The organism is Shewanella fidelis ATCC BAA-318 (assembly GCF_000518605.1).
GTDB classification, from domain to species: Bacteria; Pseudomonadota; Gammaproteobacteria; order Enterobacterales; family Shewanellaceae; genus Shewanella; species Shewanella fidelis.
Genome location: NZ_KI912459.1, coordinates 330,917 through 352,013, shown reverse-complemented (window position 1 = coordinate 352,013; position 21,097 = coordinate 330,917). Strand labels below are relative to the sequence as shown.

At 43.1% G+C, this 21,097-nt stretch carries 17 protein-coding genes; 9 read left to right on the top strand and 8 right to left on the bottom strand.

The genetic code is table 11. From position 1 onward, the window contains the following. Window positions 1-9: 9 nt before the first annotated feature. The 4 genes from mak to L884_RS22330 form a co-directional block, all read right to left on the bottom strand. Entirely contained in the window at window positions 10-906 is an 897-nt protein-coding gene (mak, locus tag L884_RS0117710) for a fructokinase (RefSeq protein WP_028768747.1), read from the bottom strand. A 106-nt stretch (window positions 907-1,012) separates the two neighbouring features. Then, window positions 1,013-1,804 (bottom strand): 3'(2'),5'-bisphosphate nucleotidase CysQ, encoded by a 792-nt coding sequence (gene cysQ / locus L884_RS0117705; RefSeq protein ID WP_037411137.1) that lies wholly within the window; start codon window positions 1,802-1,804, stop codon window positions 1,013-1,015. A gap of 159 nt (window positions 1,805-1,963) precedes the next feature. Next, entirely contained in the window at window positions 1,964-2,893 is a 930-nt protein-coding gene (locus tag L884_RS22335) for a glycoside hydrolase family 16 protein (RefSeq protein WP_156925717.1), read from the bottom strand. Window positions 2,894-2,981: 88 nt separating this feature from the next. Beyond that, window positions 2,982-5,576: a glycoside hydrolase family 3 protein gene (locus L884_RS22330; RefSeq protein WP_051435676.1), complete on the bottom strand. Its 2,595-nt coding sequence runs from the start codon at window positions 5,574-5,576 to the stop codon at window positions 2,982-2,984. Between the two features lie 240 nt (window positions 5,577-5,816). Between L884_RS22330 and L884_RS0117690 the strand changes: the two genes are divergently transcribed. After that, window positions 5,817-7,283: a capsule assembly Wzi family protein gene (locus L884_RS0117690; protein ID WP_028768745.1), complete on the top strand. Its 1,467-nt coding sequence runs from the start codon at window positions 5,817-5,819 to the stop codon at window positions 7,281-7,283. 59 nt (window positions 7,284-7,342) lie between these two features. On the opposite strand, the gene rfbD is transcribed toward L884_RS0117690, so the two are convergent. The 4 genes from rfbD to L884_RS0117670 form a co-directional block, all read right to left on the bottom strand. Further along, window positions 7,343-8,416, bottom strand: a complete 1,074-nt coding sequence (gene rfbD, locus L884_RS0117685; protein WP_028768744.1) for a dTDP-4-dehydrorhamnose reductase — start codon at window positions 8,414-8,416, stop codon at window positions 7,343-7,345. A 22-nt stretch (window positions 8,417-8,438) separates the two neighbouring features. Continuing rightward, window positions 8,439-9,188 (bottom strand): phosphatase, encoded by a 750-nt coding sequence (locus tag L884_RS0117680; RefSeq protein WP_028768743.1) that lies wholly within the window; start codon window positions 9,186-9,188, stop codon window positions 8,439-8,441. 97 nt (window positions 9,189-9,285) lie between these two features. Continuing rightward, window positions 9,286-10,824 (bottom strand): sigma-54-dependent transcriptional regulator, encoded by a 1,539-nt coding sequence (locus L884_RS0117675; protein ID WP_028768742.1) that lies wholly within the window; start codon window positions 10,822-10,824, stop codon window positions 9,286-9,288. Window positions 10,825-10,927: 103 nt separating this feature from the next. Beyond that, window positions 10,928-11,281, bottom strand: a complete 354-nt coding sequence (locus L884_RS0117670; RefSeq protein ID WP_028768741.1) for an Hpt domain-containing protein — start codon at window positions 11,279-11,281, stop codon at window positions 10,928-10,930. Window positions 11,282-11,827: 546 nt separating this feature from the next. Between L884_RS0117670 and L884_RS22325 the strand changes: the two genes are divergently transcribed. The 8 genes from L884_RS22325 (at window position 11,828) to L884_RS0117625 (ending at window position 20,967) form a co-directional block, all read left to right on the top strand. Further along, window positions 11,828-13,078: a SpoIIE family protein phosphatase gene (locus L884_RS22325; protein WP_037411169.1), complete on the top strand. Its 1,251-nt coding sequence runs from the start codon at window positions 11,828-11,830 to the stop codon at window positions 13,076-13,078. A 44-nt stretch (window positions 13,079-13,122) separates the two neighbouring features. Further along, the gene (locus L884_RS0117655; protein ID WP_028768740.1) at window positions 13,123-13,512 is read left to right on the top strand and encodes an ATP-binding protein; all 390 of its coding nucleotides are present in this window, start codon (window positions 13,123-13,125) and stop codon (window positions 13,510-13,512) included. 330 nt (window positions 13,513-13,842) lie between these two features. After that, window positions 13,843-14,196, top strand: coding sequence for an STAS domain-containing protein (locus L884_RS0117650; protein WP_028768739.1), 354 nt, complete (start codon window positions 13,843-13,845; stop codon window positions 14,194-14,196). A gap of 59 nt (window positions 14,197-14,255) precedes the next feature. Then, window positions 14,256-15,536, top strand: coding sequence for a polysaccharide biosynthesis/export family protein (locus tag L884_RS0117645; RefSeq protein WP_028768738.1), 1,281 nt, complete (start codon window positions 14,256-14,258; stop codon window positions 15,534-15,536). Between the two features lie 17 nt (window positions 15,537-15,553). Further along, complete coding sequence (locus L884_RS0117640) at window positions 15,554-16,963, top strand: GumC domain-containing protein (RefSeq protein WP_028768737.1); 1,410 nt, start codon at window positions 15,554-15,556, stop codon at window positions 16,961-16,963. Next, the gene (locus tag L884_RS22320) at window positions 16,921-18,237 is read left to right on the top strand and encodes a capsular biosynthesis protein (protein WP_051435674.1); all 1,317 of its coding nucleotides are present in this window, start codon (window positions 16,921-16,923) and stop codon (window positions 18,235-18,237) included. Before L884_RS0117640 ends, L884_RS22320 begins: the two co-directional genes overlap by 43 nt. 273 nt (window positions 18,238-18,510) lie before the next feature. Beyond that, window positions 18,511-19,893 (top strand): oligosaccharide flippase family protein, encoded by a 1,383-nt coding sequence (locus tag L884_RS0117630; RefSeq protein ID WP_028768736.1) that lies wholly within the window; start codon window positions 18,511-18,513, stop codon window positions 19,891-19,893. A 9-nt stretch (window positions 19,894-19,902) separates the two neighbouring features. Next, entirely contained in the window at window positions 19,903-20,967 is a 1,065-nt protein-coding gene (locus L884_RS0117625) for a glycosyltransferase family 2 protein (protein ID WP_156925716.1), read from the top strand. The last annotated feature ends 130 nt before the right edge of the window (window positions 20,968-21,097 follow it).

Below are 21,097 nucleotides of genomic sequence, written 5' to 3'. Positions count from 1 at the left end.
GATGAATAACTAGCTTTGCCACAACCAAGCTGCGCCGCGAACACCTGACGAACCGCCATACATATTTTGCACCACGGGCGTACGGCATTCACCACCTAAAACATATTTAGGCAGCACCTTAGGTAATAACTGATAAATCTCATCAATATTTGAGATCCCGCCACCAAGCACAATGATATCTGGATCGATGATATTAATAACATGAGCTAATGAACGTGCTAAACGATCAATGTAGCGCTCAAACACAAGTTGAGCTAGCGGTTCAGAAATTGCTATTTTTGCAGCAAAATCAACACCACTTTCAGCGTTCCCCCCGGCAAGTTTATAATCACGGATTAAACCGGTTCCAGAGATAAAGGTTTCTATGCAATCATTATTACCACAAAAACACTGAGTGGAATTAAGCTCACTCGCATCCATCCAAGGCAACGGGTTGTGTCCCCACTCACCAGCAATACGGTTTTGCCCTGAATGCACTTTACCGTTAATGGCAAGTCCAGCACCACAACCCGTACCGAGGATCACACCAAATACGATAAACTCACCCGCTGCTGCACCATCAATAGCTTCCGATACAGCAAAGCAGTTCGCATCGTTAGCCACTCTCACTTCGCGCTGCAAACGTTTTCCTATATCCACATCAAGAGGATGACCATTTATCCAAGTTGAATTGGCATTTTTTACTAAGCCAGAAAAAGGAGAGACAACACCGGGGATCCCTATTCCCACAGTACCCGTTTGCTTAAGCGTTGATTCAGCTTCAAAGACCAAGGCCTCTATCGCATCAAGTGTTTTATGGTACTCCTTGGGCGTGGAAACACGCTTACGGAATAGCTCTTCACCATGTTCATTAAGCGCAACAAGTTCAATTTTAGTGCCACCCAGATCAACCCCAATCCGCATCATACTCTCATCCTTAAGTGCAACCCGACATCAAATGGCCCACAAGTTATTACTCCTGGCCATTCGAACACAGGCTACATAAAAGTGTTAAAAGGTATAACTCATTGCATTAGCGCCAATGAGGAGCATAAGCAATAAAATACGGGTTTAATATATCTTCTTTCTGATTGTAATCAAGGCGTTTACCAGTCTCAAACTGCAACACCTTACCACCAGCACTCTCCAAAACCGCCTGTGCTGCTGCGGTATCCCACTCGCTCGTCAATCCCAAACGTGGGTAGATGTCCGCCTCGCCTTCCGCTAACAAACAAAATTTGAGCGAACTGCCGACGCTTTTCATTTGATGCTCACCAATTTGTTGTAAATATGCTTCAAGACCGGGACTAATGTGAGAACGACTACCCACAATTCTAGGCGCACCTACATAATCACTACTTAGGTTACATAGAGTTTGCTTGCGACCTGAATGTTCAACCCAAGCCCCCTGATCTAATGCACCGTAAAAACACTTATCAAGCACTGGTGCATACACCACGCCTGCAACGGCTTTATCTTCAACGATAAAAGCGATGTTTACCGTAAATTCACCATTACGTTTAATAAACTCTTTGGTGCCATCAAGCGGGTCAATCAACCAGTAGCTAGACCAGTGACGTCTTTCAGACCAATCAGTTTCAACGGACTCTTCTGAAAGGATAGGGATTTCCGGTGTTAATTGCTTTAAACGCTTAACAATAACCTCATGACTAGCAAGATCAGCCGCCGTTACCGGACTTGCATCATCTTTAGTGTTAATAGCAAACTCATCGCTAGCGTAGATAGACATAATTGCATCACCAGCTTCAACTGCGATATCAGCAGCTATCGCTAGCCATTCAAATTTAAAGTGCGGAGTCGACATTAAGGTTCTCTTTATTATTGTGTAAATATCCTGCTTTATTATGCCAGCAGTGTGCGTCTAAAATTAATAACCAATTGTTCATTCAATGTCTAAAAAAAACTAAGCAACATCACCTAACAATATTCTTTTAGATAAGATCCTATAGTTTTTCCCACGCCATTATTGCTTCTGGTAAACCCTTACATAATCAATCAAAAATTGCTGTGGAAATATAGCCGTGTTAACCCCTTGCGCATTCGACTTCTCAACCCAGTCACCGCCAACCGCTAAATTCAACAGTAAGTGAAACCTTCGATTAAAAGGCGCATCACCTTTAGCAACTGTAACCAAACCATCTTTATCACTTTCGCTAAACCATGTCTTAGAAGTTTGTGTCGCATAATGAGTACCATCAACATACCAACGGATCTCTCCAGGCTCCCATTCTAAAGCGTACAAATGAAAATCAGCCGCAGGACTTTGATTATTAGGCAAGCGAAAAGAGCGGCCAGAATACAGGTTGTTCGGCCATGGCTGACCATAGTGTAGTGTTCCATGTACTCGAGTTTCTATTTTACTTGTAGCAGGCTGTGAACTATCAACAACGCCAAGATTGATGGCTTCAACAATATCGATTTCACCAGAAGCAGACCATTCACCATAATGCCAATCTGTCGGTAACATCCATACCGCTCCCCAAGTCCCTTGTCCTTGAGGAAATTTAGCCTTTACCTCAAAGCGTCCATATAACCAATCACCTTTATAAACAGTGCGCATACGAGCAGAGGTAAATGCTTTCGTCACAGAAACATCATCGCGACGATAAAGCAGATGATCATCTTTGAGTGCTGGGCCAGAATATTGCTCTTGCTTAGCCACTATATGCAACAGACCATTTTCAACATAGGCATTATCACGACGGTCGGTATAACATTGGCGCTCGTTATTACCGCCGCCATAGCAGTTATATTCAAAACTCCATTTGTTAAGGTCAATTTGTTCGCCAATAAATTCATCATGCCAAACTAACTGCCAATCATGTTTATTCTCATCTGTTTTTGCAGCTGCATAAACCCACACTAAAACAACAACCCCGAGCACAATAAACATCACTAACCCTAAATAATAAGCTCCGCTGGCTTTATTGATTTGCAAATCAACCCTCACTCGGTAAAAGGCAAACGTTAGTACAGCGCAGCTAATTGCAATGTATATTAACTACGCCGTCATCAGGTGCATAAGCATTGGCAACCTGTAACTTGATATCAGCAATGGCAACGATTATCTCGCCTTTAGTTTTCAAGCCAAAAGCTGATTTAATATCAGCAAAACTCATGCCTTGATTAATAAAGCAGCCAGAATCAACAGTCAGCCTTTGCCATCCTTTAGCGTAAATACGTTTTAACTCTGCAGTAATATCTACAGCTTTATTGCCATACTTATCACTTCGCATAAGCAGTTGGACTTGAGTGTTTGGCATCTTGTCTAGTTTCGCCGCGAAGCTGAGCACGGTGTTTTGCTCCGAATAGGGGCGTAGATCTCTTGGAAAAGCGCTATTAAAGCTCACTTTAGCTTTATTGTGGCCGTCAAAATCTAACCTTAAGCCATCATCTTTTAGTTGATAGTTTGTTTGACTCAGTAAGATCCCGTTAACGCGTTTAACTTTAGCTGTGTCGTCAGCAGCTTTGTCATTCAATTGCTCAGGCTTAATATTAAGTCTCCACGGCTGTTGCGCTTTCCCATCATAGATAGACAGTGGTGCCAGCACTTCAGCAGTTACCACATGCTGCTCTGACAATTGAGGCAGATAAATATTGTCCTGATAACTTAAGCCGTAGCCATAAGCAAACAAGGGATCGTAGTTATCATCTTGACGATTAAGCAAGGCTTGCTGTGGATGATTAGGCCAAGAAAAAGCAAGCTTGCCTAAGAAATCATACTGAGGTTTATCAGTGTCATCTTTAAACAAAACTTGGGCAATACCATCCCCCTCGCTGCCCGGCAACCAAGCCGCAACAAACGCATCAGATGCATTAAGCTCGGCATTAACCCAAAGTGGACGACCACTAATAAAAATTGAAATAACCGGAATACCTGCAGCTTGTAGACGTTTTAGTAATGCTAAATCTCGCTTATCACCTCGTTGGTATTCAAGGTTGGCTAAATCGCCATACCCTTCAGCATAAGGCTGCTCACCAAATACGACTATTGCTATATCAGGTTTAATCGCATAGCGGCCATCTTGGCTTAAAAACGCTTTACCTCCTGCACGTTTAACCTGCTTTTTAATGCCGGCAAAAATTGAACTCGCACCGGGAAAGTCTGCGTTGCTGTTGTCTGTACCTTGCCAGCTCAGCGACCAGCCGCCCGCTTGCTTAGCAATATTATCTGCACCATCGCCAGCAACCATCACGGTCTGCTTAGCAGATAAAGGCAGCAAATTATTGTTATTCTTTAGCAGCACCAAAGACTCTCTAACCGCTTGACGAGCAACATCACGATGCTCGGCAGCACCGATAAGCTCAGCTTGACCTGCAAATGGGCGATTAATCGGGCTTGGTCGAGTAAATAGTCCAGCTCTAAATTTAACCCGCAGCACACGACTAACTGCATCATCAAGCCTTTGCATCGGGATCTCACCACTTTGTACTTGCTCAACTAGATTATTAAAAAGTGGTTTCCAGCTTTTAGTTGGAGCCATATAAATATCAAGCCCAGCATTAATAGCTTGAGGACAGCTTTGATTACTGCAGCCAGCCACTTGCCCATGGCCATTCCAGTCACCTACAACAATGCCATCAAATCCCAATCGCTGCTTTAGCACTTGAGTTAACAAATATTCACTGCCATGAATTTTTGCGCCATGCCAACTGTTAAATGAAGCCATGACAGTTTGCGCGCCAGCACGTAAACCTGATATGTATCCCTGAGCATGTATATCAAATAAGGTTTGTTCAGGGTCAAGATTATTACCTTGGTCTATTCCATCAAGGGTGCCACCATCACCTAAAAAGTGCTTAGTGGTTGCGATCACTTTTTCTGCAGATAAAAAATCTTTATCCACGGTTCCTTGCAAGCCCCTCACTATGGCACCGCTGTACGCCTTAACGATTTGAGGATCTTCTGAGTAACTCTCATAGGTTCTTCCCCAACGGTCATCGCGCGCAACGGCAACGGTCGGGGCAAATACCCAATCAATCCCGGTGACCTTAACTTCTTTCGCCGTAATGGCTGCGATTTGTTCTATAAGCTGAGGATTATTGGTAGCGCCTAACCCAATATTGTGCGGAAATAATGTCGCACCAATAACATTATTATGACCATGCACCGCATCCGTCCCCCACATAGTTGGAATTGTAGAACCGTCTAACTCATCATCAACTGAGGCTTGATACATAGATTCAGCAAACTCAACCCATTCACTAATAGATAAATGCTTATTTCTATCAGGAAATGAACCGCCGCCATTTAAATAGGAACCAAATCCATACTCTCGCATATCGTCAAAGGTAAAATCGCCAATTTCAGGCTGAATAATCTGCGCCACTTTTTGCTTTAATGTCATTTCACTGACTAATTTAGCGACCTTTTGTTCTAGCTGCGGGTTCGGTTGCACTGCACTATTAAGTTGTGGCCAGATGAGGTTTAGATTTTGCTTGCTATTTTCAGCGGTAACGGAGGAGTCTGAGTAACCCGTTGTGCAACTGCAGACTAGCAATAAAACAGACCAGCCAAGCAGCCTAGTTTTTGCAAAAAAGGCATAAGTCTTTGGGAAAAAGACAGCAGTTAACATGTCAACACTCCTTGTAAACAGTTAATAGAGTTAATCGTTAGCCAAACTAATAGCTAAGCGCCTAAATAAACAGTAGAACATAGAGAGCTAACTCGCATAAAAATAAAGCGTTTTAAACCTATCCCAAATTAACTTATTACATTATTTCAGCGTCACATTTTGTGGCAAATTAATAATCGTAACGACTACCGCCACGCAGTTAAATCCTCTAAAATGCGCCCATTAACCAAAGGGAATCCCATGAAACTCAAACTATTATCTGGATTATTACTACTGGCCAGTCAATCTGTGCAAGCAGCTTGGTGGGTAGAGCCAACGGATTTAGCGCTAAGAGCTGATATTCAACTGTTATCTGATACTGGCGTTATCGTGCAGCCAATTACCACTTACCCACTAATGTGGGAGGGTATCAAGCAAGATATGGACAAAGCAGATCAAAGTACGTTATCAACCGTACAGCGCGACGCATTTGATCGAGTAACTCAGGCTTACTTGCAAGATCACCGTGGCATGAGTGCTAAAGTTAAACTTGCTGGCGGTTCTGACACCACACGCTTTATTGGTTTTGGTCAAGATTATCGTGATAAAGCTGAGGCGGAAGTGTCAGCTGAAATCACTAAAGACTGGTTTAGCGGGCGCTTATCTACCAGTTACCATTACGATCCAATAGACGGTAACAGTACTCGTCTAGATGATAGTTTTGCCGCAGTTATGTTAGGCAACTGGATTATTAGTGCTGGCGCACAGCAAAAATACTGGGGCCCTGGCTGGGATAGCGGACTCATTCAAACAACCAATGCACGACCAATGCCTGGCGTAACGTTTTCACGTAACAATAGCCAAGCGTTTGAAACACCATGGTTAAACTGGATTGGTCCGTGGACTTTCACTACTGCTTTTAGCAAAATGGAAAGTGGCCGCCATGTACCGGATGCTAAACATTGGGGCGCACGCGGTACGCTAAGGCCGATTTCTCAGCTTGAAGTTGGTTTTTCATGGACAATGCAGTGGGGCGGTGAAGGTTACGGTAATAGTTTAAGTGACTGGTGGGATGGCCTGTTTAATGGTGGCATGAGCGAAGGCGATGTGACTAACGGTCAAGAAAACATGCTCGCAGGTTATGACTTCCGCTGGTCTGATACAGCCTTTGGTATTCCCTATGGCATTTACTATGAGCGGATCCATGAAGACTATCATAATGGTAAAAACAAGCTGATTAACTCTGCCAATATGGGCGGTATCGATTTTGTTTTAGCCAATATCAACACTCGTGTATTTGTTGAATACTCAGATACTCAAGTAGCTTGCGGCGTAGACTCTAGTGTTTATAACTGTTTATACGAACACGGCTTCTATCAAGATGGTTATCGCTACTATGGTAAAAGTCTAGGTAGTACCTATGACAATGACGCAACGACATTGGTTGTTGGCGGTATTACACAACTTGGCGGCGGCCAAAACATCACTAACAAGTTCCGCTGGTTAAGACTAAATACCGACGGTACTGATACACAAAATCCATCTGGCGGTAATCCGGTATCACCGGGTGAATATGAGCGTGTTTACCAATTTGACACTAGCTATCATAGACCTTTATATCAAGGCACCTTGAAAGTGGGTGGCACTGTTGGCTACAGCAAATATGTTACTTCAGGCGGTAACGACTGGGACACGACGATTTATGCAGGCTGGGAACGCAGTTTCTAACAACTGCTTGACCAGCTAACCAACTAAAAGGCAAACCTCAGCATGAGGTTTGCCTTTTTTTAACTTAACGACGCTTGATACTGCAACATAGCTTGCAGCTGTTGCTGCCACGGGGCTGCCAACATACTGTGTTCGCTGACCATTAATTGGCTATTTACTTTGACTGCACATAAAGCACTTTGAACAGGCCTAGTCGCTAGCCTAGCTTGATGCCAAGATTGCCATGTTTCACTGGTTATCGATTCAAGCTTACAAGTAAAACTTGCGCTATTATCTGAATGAATCACATGCATCTGCTTTTTAATCTGCTTAGTCAATTCAAACCAAGTACAGCTTTCAGCTGCTGCATAATGAAATAGCTCGGCACTGTTTGGTAAGTGACTTGCAACATCATTGCGTCGTGCAGTCACAGGCATTTTGCTAGCAGCAGATCCTTCCGACTCAGCCTTTTGTTTAATGAGTTTAAAAATAACAACTGCCAGCGCTTCACACCATGTTGGGCTGCCAGTCTGATCATCAATAACAGCTAGCCGCTCCTTGGTCGCCAACAGTCTCTGCATGGTTGTTACGAAATTAGTCCCCCAACAGCTGTATAACCATGAGGTACGAATAATCATCGCATCAGAATCTAGGGTTTCTGCTATCGCACGCTCGCCATTAAGTTTACTTTGACCATAGACAGATAAAGGTGATGCTAGATCTTGCTCCGTATAAGCAGTAGATAAAGCTCCATCAAACACAAAATCTGTGGAAATATGTACCAACTTAAGGTTGCGAGCCTTACACGCAAGAGCCAATAATTTAGGCCCTTGTTCATTGATAGCAATCGCCTTAACTGGCTCCAGCTCTGCATTATCAACCGCATTATAAGCCGCACAGTTAATCACAACATCTGGTGCAAACTCATCAAATGCGCTCTGAATAGACTCCGAACAACAAATATCCAGTTGCTCTTTAACCAAGCCTTTTACGCTATCGTCAACCGCAATACACTCAGTGATTTCAGGTAGCATATCGAGCAATAACCGCTGGGATGTACTGCATGTATTAAGCCTAGCATTAGCAGCAACCTCAACTATCGACAACAACGCCTGTGCCAGTTGTCCAGCCGCACCTGTAATTAACACTCGCACTTAGCAAGCTCCCTAAACATTATTATTCCTCAACAAGCACCGAATACGCATCAAGCGCACCATGGCCTCTAGCGGATAAAAATGCCAGTAACGCCTCAGGTGAACGATTAAGTAAGCGCTCTGGAGGAAACTCTGCCTGTTCAACGATAGTCATAGCCTGTTCAAAATCACCTAAACTGTACGCGATATGCGAATCGGACCCCATGACTAACAGTCCACCAGCATTTTTTACTGCCTTAGCAATCGCTAAACAATTATGTTCACTGCCCTTACGCGATGTTAAAAACGACGAATTATTAATTTCGAGGGCAACATTATATTCTGCAGCAGCCTTAGCGACTGCCTCAATGTCTATCGGATAGGATGGATTTCCGGGATGGGTAATAATATCAACGTTGCCGCTTTTAATGCAGTTTATCAGCGCTTTCGTATGGGTAGCTTTATCAACAGGTGCAAAAACAGGTTCATGAAATCCCGCTAGCACAATATCCAGTTCAGCTAAGTAGTCACCAAAAAAATCTATTTCGCCGCTGTCATTTTTTATATTCGCTTCTATACCGCGTAAAATCCCAACGCCATCCACAACTCTTGGGATCACCCGTAAATTAACGAAATGCCAAAAGTGCGGAGCATCAGCCATATCAGGGCCATGGTCGGTCGTTGCAAATAGTTTAATCCCCTTTTGTTTCGCCATCGCAATATATTCTTGCAAGGTACTGTAAGCATGAGTGGAGGCAACTGTATGAGTATGGGTATCAACAAGGTATTTCATTTTGACCTCATTTATAACGCAAAAAGGAGTAGCGCTTAGTCTACTCCTTTGTCCGATATTGCTCTATCACTTACATAAGGATATTTTTATCAGCTATTTAACTAGGGGCTAAGCTGTTTTCTAACTCTTCCCAAGTTTGACGCTTACGATAAATAGTTGAAGCGCTAATATCCAGTAATGCCGCCGCTTTAGGTACGTTACCATCACAGCGCGCGATTGCGCTCTCAATGGTACGTTTCTCAGTTAACCACAGCGGCTCTATCTCATCATTACTCGTTGTAGCAGTAACACTATCAGCACTATGCTGTGGTTTAGACGAATAAGCAGTAGTTGGCTCAATATTACTAATGAAAGAGCTGCTTTCAGCGATCTCATTTAAGTTATTATCGGCTGCTGGTTGGCTATGCGTCGGCTTATTCTTAGCGTCAGATTCTATTTTAGGCTGACTTATTTCTGCTGTCGTCAACTGTAACGGCAGCATATCAAGCTCGACAAGATCACCTTCGTTAAGCACCACCACCTGACGGATCACATTTTGCAGCTGCCTAACATTTCCCGGCCACGCGTAATTTGTTAGACAACGCTTAGCATCAGAGCTAAAGCCTTTAAACTTTTTACCCTCTTCTTTGTTGTACTCTTTTAGCAAGCTGGACGCCAATAATAAAATATCTTTACCACGTACTCGTAAAGGCGGTAACTCTATCGGAATAACATGCAGTCGATAAAACAGATCTTCTCTAAAGCGACCAGCTTTAACTTCATCCCATGGGATCCTATTGGTGGCACTTACAAAACGAACATCGACCTTCTCTTCTTTGGTCGCGCCAACACGTTGAAATACACCGGTTTGAATAAATCTCAGTAATTTACTTTGCAACTCAAGATCCATTTCGCAGATCTCATCTAAAAACAAAGTACCGTTATGGGCACGGGTTGCAGCGCCATCTCTGTTGGCAACAGCCCCTGTGAAGGCACCTTTAGTATGACCAAAAATTTCACTTTCTATTAGATCTTTAGGGATTGATGCACAATTTAACGCCACAAAAGGACCATCACAACGATTTCCTGCATGATGAATTGCATTAGCACACACTTCTTTACCGGTACCACTTTCACCGACAATAAATGCTGAGGCTTTACTATTCGCAACACAATCAATGGTTTTATAAATGGTTTGCATTGCCAAAGACTCACCAACAAAGCCCATAAAGCGCGGCTTAGGCAAACTACTTTCATATTTTGCAACTAAGTTAACTAGCTGACGTTGTTTAAGGGCATTGCGAACTGTAATAGAGAGCCGCTTGGCATCGAAAGGTTTTACTAAAAAGTCAAAAGCACCTGAGCGCATCGCATCTACCGCAATATCAATAGTGCCATGAGCAGTAATCATAATAACGGTAATATCAGGGTAATCTTTTTGTACTGCGGCAAGAATATCCATACCAGACATATCAGGTAACTGAATATCAAGCACTAGCAGATCAGGTTGCCACTGTTTAAGTTCATTTAACGCATCTTCACCATGATTAACATGAGTGACTCTAGCGCCGTCGGCACGCAGATATTCGGTGTACAGTGCCCCAAGCGACATACTGTCTTCAACGAGTAGTGTGGTAAATGAGCTTGTTATGTCCATATAAATCAGCCTACCTGTCATGCAATTGGTGTAACAGTGCGCTTAATGCCACTGATACCATTGAAATATCGATATTTATAATAGCAGTAAACCCCATTCAATTTTAGGGTGCAAGGCGCTCAGCATAAAATCTCAGGGTTTCTACGCCCAGTTCACTTAGCGTCACTAGTTGCTGTGTCACTTTCGCAGCATCATGAGCTTTCGCAGCATGCTCCAATATTTCAGCTTGAGCAGAAAACTCAATTGCCCCAAAACTGGCTGAACTACTTTTCAAGGTATGAGCCTGAATTTCAACCTCAGCAAAATCAATCGCCTCGTCAGCCTTAATCGCCTGTGAGATCTGCGCGAGAACCTTGAGCCGCTCTTGAACCTCTGTTGTATAAACAAGCAACATCCTTTGGGTCGCCTCTTCACCCAACATGCTAGTTAATTCATTTAATACAGCTTCATCTATCATGCTTTACAACTCCTCGACACTCTTTCTGGCTTCCCCATCACACCACAGATAGGATTGATAAGAAGTTTTACCAAAGCCTTAAAAAATCATAATTTGCTGAGTCGACTAAACAGATAAACGAGTAAGCCCCTTCGACTCAAATATTAAGGCATATAGCTAAAGTTTAGCTTTCAAATCTGTTGGTTGCAGTAATTCATATAAATAACTTACTTGTTACTGCGACGATGAAGCGTACTTGCTAACGCATAAATACGTTTATCCAGCAAAGCAAAATCAATAACCAAGCGGTGAGCAGCTTATGTTGAGCCGCTTAGCTTCGAAGCCATCACGCCATTCTCATTTTGCAAATCAAATTGCATCTGCGCACAAAAAGCGCTCTCCAGCAGAACAACAAAAGGCAAACTCATTGAACAAAACATCATAAAAACAATGGATAACACAAAGCAACGTTAAATGGTATGCACCTTGCTTTAGTCACTCCCAAACAGAAATTAACAATGTAGCGACACCCTCTACATAACAAACAGACTAAACATGGGCTCAAATATGTCATTAGCACAACATAAATTCACTCACAGCACGCAGCAACACAGGATCCTCGTGGTGGAGGATTGCGATAGCGAACGGCTACTACTGACAAATTTGTTACGCTCGTTAAATCATCAGGTGATCAGCTGTGCCAATCCCTATGATGCAATTAATTACCTCAAACATAATCATGTTGAGATGGTGATTACCGACTGGATGATGCCAAATATCAGTGGCGTTGAGTTATGTAAGACCATTAAGTCATCGGCTAATCCTCCTTATACTATTTTGCTAACAAGCAAGAACCAAAATGACAATATTATCGAAGGGTTAGCCTCTGGCGCTGACGATTTTATAGCGAAACCTTTTCACAGCGGAGTGTTACAGGTTAGGGTCTTGGCTGGACTAAGGATCATTGAGATGCAGCAACAGCTGAGTTTAAAAAATCAAGCACTCAATCTATTGCTCGCCCAAGAGCAGCAATACTCAAAAAACCTTAAACAAGATCTTCACATTGCTGCCGAGTTACAACAAGCATTACTGCCTAAAAACAACCTGCTGAGCCAAGGCTGGCGGGTGAACACTCGATTTAAACCCGCTCAAGATCTGGCAGGAGATCTATTTCAATGTTTTGAAATCGATGAGCAACGGATTGGTTTTTACCTGCTTGATGTTAGTGGCCATGGCACAGCGGCTTCAATGCTAAGCTTCAACTTAGCTCACTGTTTATCACCCACTCACAATGCGTGGCAAAGCGGCGATATATGTAGTTTGGTCAACCAAATAAATCACCAGTTTGAAGATCCTCAGCAAACTGGACGTTTTGCAACTTTGTTACTTGGAATAATCAACACCTGTACCAGTCAAATTGAATTAGTCAATGCGGGTCACCCCTCGCCAATACTAGTGACTGAGGAGGCTGCGAGTTTAGTTAGCCAACTCGATACAAACAACAATAGTAACCAGCAACTCCCTATTGGTATAGACCATCAGTATCAATATCAAAGTTATAGTCTGGATCTGCCACCAGCTAGCCAGCTGTTGCTCTACTCAGATGGAATTTATGAATGCCGTAACAGCAAATACGGTTATTTTGGACAACAAAAACTATTGAAGAATATTAATGAAGCGAGGCAACTTCCTGCTGAACAGTTACTGCACTTTTTAACCTATAGCGCAGAGCTATGGCAGGAAAAAACCGCCCAAGATGATATTTCTCTGATGCTGATCTCTAGCGCCAGCAGCGTACAAAGCTCACGACAACATTAAGTTACCCGCAACTTAAATCGATTAATACACAAGGAAACATGCTCATGAACAGCTTACAACTTAATCTCGATAGAAGGGTTATTCAAAAACATTCAGTCAGCAAAGAGATTGACCAGTTCATGCTGCAAAATCAGGTGGCCGAAATGAATAGATTTAAAGTGGTCACCTGCACATTAGAAGCTATCGCTAATATCTTTGAACACGCAAAGCCTCCCCTAAAGCACATGATTGTGATCCTGCATTGTGACAACAACAAGGTTATTGTTGATCTGCTTGATAACTCACCTTTTAAAGCCTTGGTACAACCAAACTCATGCCCAGCAGCAGATGTTCACTCTGGTCGCGGTTTATGGATCATCAACAACTGGATGGATAGTGTACGTAGCCAGCAAACCGTGGCGGGAACCCACTTACAACTCACGCTGATAATGTAACTAAGCGTTGAGCTGTATTGAACATTACATCGTCTCTCCTCGGCAGGATAAACCAAGCAATATTTTAAAAATAATCCAACAAGTAAACTAAGCAAGTAACTGTCGTTATCGCCCTTCCCTGAAAAAATTCAGCCAGAAATTAACAATCCATTTTGCATTGCAATTTAGCAATGCGATTCAAGAGCAAAAGATGCCGCAACCAAAACAAACATAACCAACTGAAAATAAACAAATAAATTATTGGCCTCAAAATTGCTTTCTATTAACCAAGCAAACAATAGTTTTCAGTAACACAAGCAAAATGCCTTAGGCGTTTTTAAGGATAGCAATATGACATTCTCTCAATTACAACAACCGAATGCATGTAAAATCACGCTACCAGCTGAGGTTGTCATGACACAAACACCGACACTACGAGCGGCAATTCTACAAAAAATCAATGCAGGTATGACGCAATTAGTCATTGATCTTCACCAAGTTGAATACATCGACTCAAGTGGCTTATCAGTGCTGATCTCGGCATTAAAACGCATCGAGCAACTTGATGGTGACATTGTATTACTGTCTCCGACAGCGGGCGTAAGATCGCTTATCGAATTAACACGTCTGCATCAGGTGTTCGCCATTTATGAAGACGAAACTGCAGCCATTGAATATATCTGTAACGAAACCGAAGTCGCGTAACAACAGATAACACAGCTCCAACAAGGAAGCGTCGTATAGGCAAACGAGAGGATAAGGCTATGAACCCCAATCACAGCATCCTAACTAAGCGAAAATACCAACAGCTAAGCTTTACAGCTAAAGCGGCTGTGTTGTGGCTCCCTTTAGTTCTATTGTCAGCTTGTGTTACGCCTCATGCGCCAGAACAAAAAGCCATCTGTGATGCAGAAAATACTGACATGACCCAATGCCACTTTTATGATCGTGATACTCCGTATTTACGCAGCAAAACAGCGATAAAATCATCAAAGCCTGCGACTTCGACTAGCAAGACTGGCAACACATATCTAATGCATGGGCAGCAATCACAACAAGCGTTGCACTTACCGCAAAATATTCGCCTTTCCGTGGGAGATAGGTTAAAAGTTCGAGTGCTCAATGGTGAAGAGTTCAGCGGTACAGTTGAAGTCAATAACGACGGCTATATTTACCTTCCTTATTTAGCGCCTATTCATGCTAAAGGGCTTGATGTACCGACTCTTTCCAACAAGATTAAGCAACATTTGGTGGATGAACAGTTTATGCTGAAAAACAGCGTTAAGCTCAGCGTAACACCGTTAAAATGGGCACCTGTACAAATTACGGTATCCGGCGGCGTTTTCGAGCCGGGACAGCACCAAATCAACCAAAAATCAGATACTGAAATCATCGACGATGACGGTGATCACAGTGGTGACCAAGCCGATAGACGCAGCATAGCTGCAGCACTGAGAGCGTCTGGTGGGATACGTCCCGATGCCAATATCTCTGCAATAATGGTCATTCGTGAACAACATAGCTTCACCCTTGATCTATCCGGTGTTATCCATGGTTTTCCAGTACCAAGCATGACCTTGATGTCTGGTGATCATATCCATGTGCCGCAGCATGATTATTTCGATGACGCCCTAGCAAGGCCATCACAAATTACTGCGCCGGGTATTCGAGTTTTTCTATCAAATTTGACCCAGCCTGCAAGCAGTAACTCACAATCGGCAGTGGATACAGACGCCACACGTTTTCCTTACGGAACCCGTCTACTCAATGGTGCTATCGCTGCAAACTGTGTTGGTGGTGCACAATCAACGAATGCCAGCAGACACCTACTATTAATCACTAAAAACCCACTAACAGCCCAAGTAGATGTCATTGAACGTTCAATGGACGAATTGATCAGACACTCATGGGAAACCGGCATGAACCCTATCTTAATGCCTGGAGACGGTATTGCTTGTTACGATTCTCGTGTGACAAATATTCGTGAAATCGCACGTTCAATTACCGAAGTATTGGTTCCAGCCACATTATTAGAGTTGTTATAAGCAATTGGGAGGCGAACATGAAATCAAAATACGCCTACAGCCCGCTGCTTTGGGCTCAACGTTACTTAGTCAATGGCAGTAAGCAACCTGCACAAAAAAGAAAGCAAACTTACGTTAAGTTAACCCTATTGTTGCTACTGCTGATCTGGCTTCTCGTATTGGCTTTTATCTTCGTGAGCCCAAGTCGTTACGTCAGTCAATGGACACTCATTTTGCCAGGCTCAGGTACTGGCGCTAATGTCACTCTCGACAGTGTTGGTCAAGCTAATAGCTCAACAACATCGCCTTATACCAGCAGTGCAATTGACCCTAGAGTCAACTATAAAACCATTGCAATGAGTAAATCACTGCTAGCAAATGCAGCAAAATCGTTAGCGCTAACCAGAGGTGAATTTGGTAAACCCAAATTAAAGCTACCTAATCAAACTGGCATTATGCAATTTAGTATTAAAGCTAATTCGGCAAAAGCCGCCCAGCAAAAAGCTTGGGCGCATTACCATAGTTTACAAGCAATACTTTCAGAGTTGAGAAGCGATGAGATTGAACAAAGAGAAGATGCTATTCGTGTTGGCATGGCAAGCTTTGCCAACAAGGTCGAGCATACCCAAGAAAAGCTACTCGAGTTTCAATCAGAACATGGACTGGTTTCACTAGAACAGTTCAAAGAGCTGGCTTTAACCATGGAGAGATTAAGACACAATAAAGTCAATTTAGTGTCTGAACTGCAAGGGGTGAAGGCCAGCCAAAAAATGCTTGAAATTCATCTATCGCTGACACCAAAACAAGCAGCAGGTTTACTAACACTTAAAAATGATCAGCTATTTCAACAGCTATTAATCAGTTATACCCGCGTGACCGCAACCCTAGCTGAATACCGCAGCCGTTTTGGAAAACGCCACCCTAAAGTGGTGACTTACCGTGACGAGCAAGCCTCAATTTTGAGTGCACTAAGTCAGCGTTGCAACGTATTACTCGGATATGTCGATAAACGTTTAATGTTAATGCTATCTGCGGATGACTTAGACGGCAGAGCACAATTGATGCAGCAACTGCTGACACTCAATACAGAGGCCGAAGGATTAAGACATCAAATCGATACACTAACGCAACAGATCCACGATTGGGATCATCGCTTTACTGACAGCAACGATGATGCCGCTAAACTAGAAGATCTGCAGCGCGAGCATCAAGTGGCTACAGCCGTATTTACTTCAGCTTTAGCTAAGATGGATATAGGTAAAGCGGATATTTATGCCGCATACCCTTTATTGCAGCTAATGGCTTCGCCAAGCTTAGCAGAAGAACCGGATAACTTAGTTGTACTGTTAGCTATCGTTGGTGGTATTGCAGCATCAATTTCAATTATTGCAGGAATGGGAATGCTATGGCTCCGCAAACCTATACTCCAGAAAATTCTGACGAAGTAATCATCTGGCGAGCAATCACAGGTACCTACCTATTTTGGATCTTAGGTGCCATGTACCTTGTTGCACCTGTTATCGCGTGGATTTTACTGCTCAACATGCTCAAGCGGCGCATGGTCGACAAAGTTATCTATCCTATCAGCAAAGCACAAATTAGCTGGATAATAGCCATGGGTGTGATGTTACTGGCTTTGGTCATTGGCCATTTAACTCACGACTTAGGCTTAGCAAAACTGATCAAATCAAGCATTGGTTGGGCAAAAGGCTGGGCTTTATTAGCCATTTTTCCGCTGCTGGGTTCATTAAATATTCGACCACAACTTATTTACCGGGCGTGCTGTATTGTCTGCAAACATACTCTCATGATTTTGCCCTTGGTGATCTTTGCTTGGGCCGCAGGGCTTCCGAGTACTTTATATACCTCTCCGCTCAGCATCATCGGTGGTCCTGGCCCAGAGTTTTTCAGCGTAAGTCTATATGAAATTGATCCCGCTAGCGGACTGCCACGTTGGCGCCTATTTACGCCGTGGGCACCAGCTGTAGGAATGGTCGGTAACTTATTCTTTATCTTTGCAACCCAAGAACAATCAAAGCGTTACAAGCTCTATGGGATACTCGGTAGCCTAGCTATGGTATTGGTTTCACAATCTCGATTAGCCCTTGTGTGCTACCTACTATTGGCATCATGGTTTGCGTTTATTCGCCTACACCGCAGCCCTTGGATTTACTTTATCGCCAGTCCTATTTTATTGCTTTTCGGTATATTTGGAGTAGAAGTCATTGAGAAACTCCAACTCAGCATTGACGCCTTTAAAAACGCCAGAGCGGGTTCAACCCGAGTAAGACAAGAGCTTGCAAATATCGCCGTCGAGCGTTGGAGTAATGAAGCCGTATATTGGGGTCATGGTATTGTGGAACGTGGACCACACTTAGTGGAATACATGCCGATTGGCTCGCACCATACTTGGTATGGACTTTTATTTGTCAAAGGTATCGTAGGAGCAATTGCCTTAGCTGTGCCTATGTTAATGAGCTTGCTAACCCTGCTTAGCAGTATTTTTAGCAGTAAGCTCTCGGCCACCGCAGTGGCTGTTATCTTACAGCTATTTTTATATACCTTCGGCGAAAACCTAGAGATTTTAGCCTACCTATTTTGGCCGGGGCTGATCATTATTGGTATTGCCCACAAAGCGCGGCTTGGCTCGCCAAGAGAAACCCCACATTCAGCAAATAGCACACGCCTGCTCCTTCCGGGTGATGCCTCATTCAAGCAATAACATTCACAACTACGCGCTACTGCCCCCATACAAGGTTTTGCTATCTGAGATGCATTTTGCAATAGCGAATTGCAATTGTTAGACCTAATCAGCCAGTTGTAAAGAATCACAATTCAAAAATCGATTAAAGTGTTAATAATCAACACATTAAAATTAAAACCACCCATTAATAAAACTTGGCATGAACTCTGTATTAACTCCATTAAAGCAAGCTGCTCACTGAATAAGTATTAACAGTAAGCAATTGATGAACGATGACGAGGCGGAGGATATATGCAAACTTTAATGCAATACCAGCATGCCCTTGCTACATCCTTTAGTAGTGTTTTAGGTAAAAGCCTATTTTGGCTCGGCTCCGCTCAAGTGCTTGGCCGGATCGTTCGTCTTGCATCAAGTATTATTATCGCCCGCTTACTTACACCAGAAATCTTTGGTCAAGTCGCAATCATTCTTACCACTTTTGAAATCATCTGTACGCCAACCCGCAGGATCTCATCAGCGGCGTTAATCAAAATGGATGATGAACAACTTAAACAGTCTTTACATGCGGCTAATCAGGTGAACAGGTTAGCCGCATGCACCGCCTTCGTTGCCATGAGCTTACTCAGCTGGCCGCTTGCCATTTACTTTAATGACTCGCAGCTAATTCTTCCAATGATACTCATGGCAACAAGCTATTTATTACTACCGCTAGGCATGCTCTATGCCGCAATGAATTTACGTGCCAATAAGATGCGCATCGTTGGACGTGCAGTACTTTGGCAAACCTTATTTGATGGCATGCTCACCGCCATATTCGCGTTACTCGGGTTGGGGATTTGGGCAATTATTTTGCCTAAAATCATTGTGATATTTATTTGGATTGGGGTTCATAGATATCACAATCCCCTACCCGAGGCTTTTACTCCTCAAGTTGAAAAGCAAGCGTGTGGCCAACACCTGTCTCGCTTTTTACTATCGCCAACAAGCATAGTGTCAACCCGCGCTCGCTCAATACTGAGCTTTGGTTTACAAGTCGGGCTCAGTGACTTAGCCATAGTGTTAAGGCAAAACATTGATTACATCTTGGTCGGTTCACTGCTTGGTATTGAAGCACTCGGGGTTTATTTCTTTGCTTTCAATGCAAGTCTTGGGATCAGTTTGGGCTTAGTACAAAGCTACGGCACGGCACTCTATTCACACCTATGCCAAAGCTCAGATAAATCTAAAAGCCAGCATCAAACAGCCAGTAATCAATACAGTCACATTCAGCATAAATATGTCCAGTCATTGAAATTTATTATGTTACTTACTGTACCTATTATCGGCTTACAAGCGCTGCTAGCTCCGCTTTATGTCCCCTTTATTTACGGACAAAAATGGCTTGATGCAGGCGCCATCCCTATCTTCATCTTGCTGTGTTTGAGTGGCCTAGTGCGTCCGCTAGGAGAAGCGGCCAGTCAGTATTTAATCAGTATCGGCAAAAGCAAATTCAACCTTGCCTGCAATAGCGGTTTTACCCTGATCTTAATCGCGGTGATATCAGTTTCAAGTCAGTTCGGTTTGCAAGGAGTCGCGCTAGGCGTGTTGCTGGTGCACCTAATACTCATGCCTGGTTTAACCCTATATATACAATCCAATTTAATCCGCCCTAACGACTGTAAAGTTGATCACTAGGAGGCCATTATGCAGCCACAACAACGCACAATTAAGCCTTTAACCGTATCTGTAGTGATGCCAATTTATAATGTTGAAGCATTTGTCACCCAAGCGATTAGCTCAGTATTAACGCAAACTTTTACTGACTTTGAATTACTGTTGATCAACGACTGTTCTCCAGATAACAGCCTACAGCTATGTCAGCAATTTGATGATCCTCGGATAAGCATTATCAATCACAGCCATAATCAAGGCTTGTCAGCAGCAAGAAATACCGGCATTCGCCATGCGAGAGGCAAATATGTCGCTTTTATCGATTCAGACGATATGTGGCATAGTGAAAAACTGCAACAGCATGTCGATCACCTTGATGCGGCACCAGAAGTGGGGATCAGTTTTTCACGTTCACTGTTTATGGAGTTTAATGGTGAAAAAACCCCGTTTTTTCAAATGCCCAAATTAAACAGCATCGACGCTAAACATCTTTTATGCCGCAATCCTGTTGGTAATGGTTCAGCTCCTGTATTAAGACGAGAAACCTTAACCGATATTCAATATCGCAACCTTGATGGTCAGCAATGCTACTTTGATGAGAACTTTCGTCAGTCAGAAGATATTGAATGCTGGTTTAGGATCATAAGCACAACCCATTGGCAAATTGAAGGGCTGCCTGCAGCACTGACTTTCTATAGATTGAATCAGCAAGGTTTATCTGCGGATCTAAATAAACAGTATGCTTCATGGGAAAAGATGATTGAAAAGGCACGTGGCTACGCGCCAGCATTACTCAAGCAATATGAGAATAAAGCCCGCGCCTATCAACTTCGCTACATTGCCCGCCAAGCAATACGTAATAAAAATGGTCAGCAAGCCGTTAAATACATTCATCTAGCAATAAAAACCTGTCCAAGTATTTTGCAAGCAGAAACAGGTCGAACGCTAGCCACTATGGCTGCCGCCTACTCATTAAAGTTACTGCCTCTAGCTATTTACAACCAAATCGAATCCATGGCGCAATCATTGTTAGGACGTGTACAAAAAGCACAAATCAACAAAGATCTTATCGGTAGTCAATTTAACTCAGGTGTTTAACGACTCAATCAAACTGGCGGTTTGCAACTTGCAAAGCAGGCTGCAAATTGCCTGTTAAATAAAAACCACCAGCACTCCCGCCAACCAACAACGAAAACTCAAGCAGCTGAAATTAAAGGATTTTCAATAT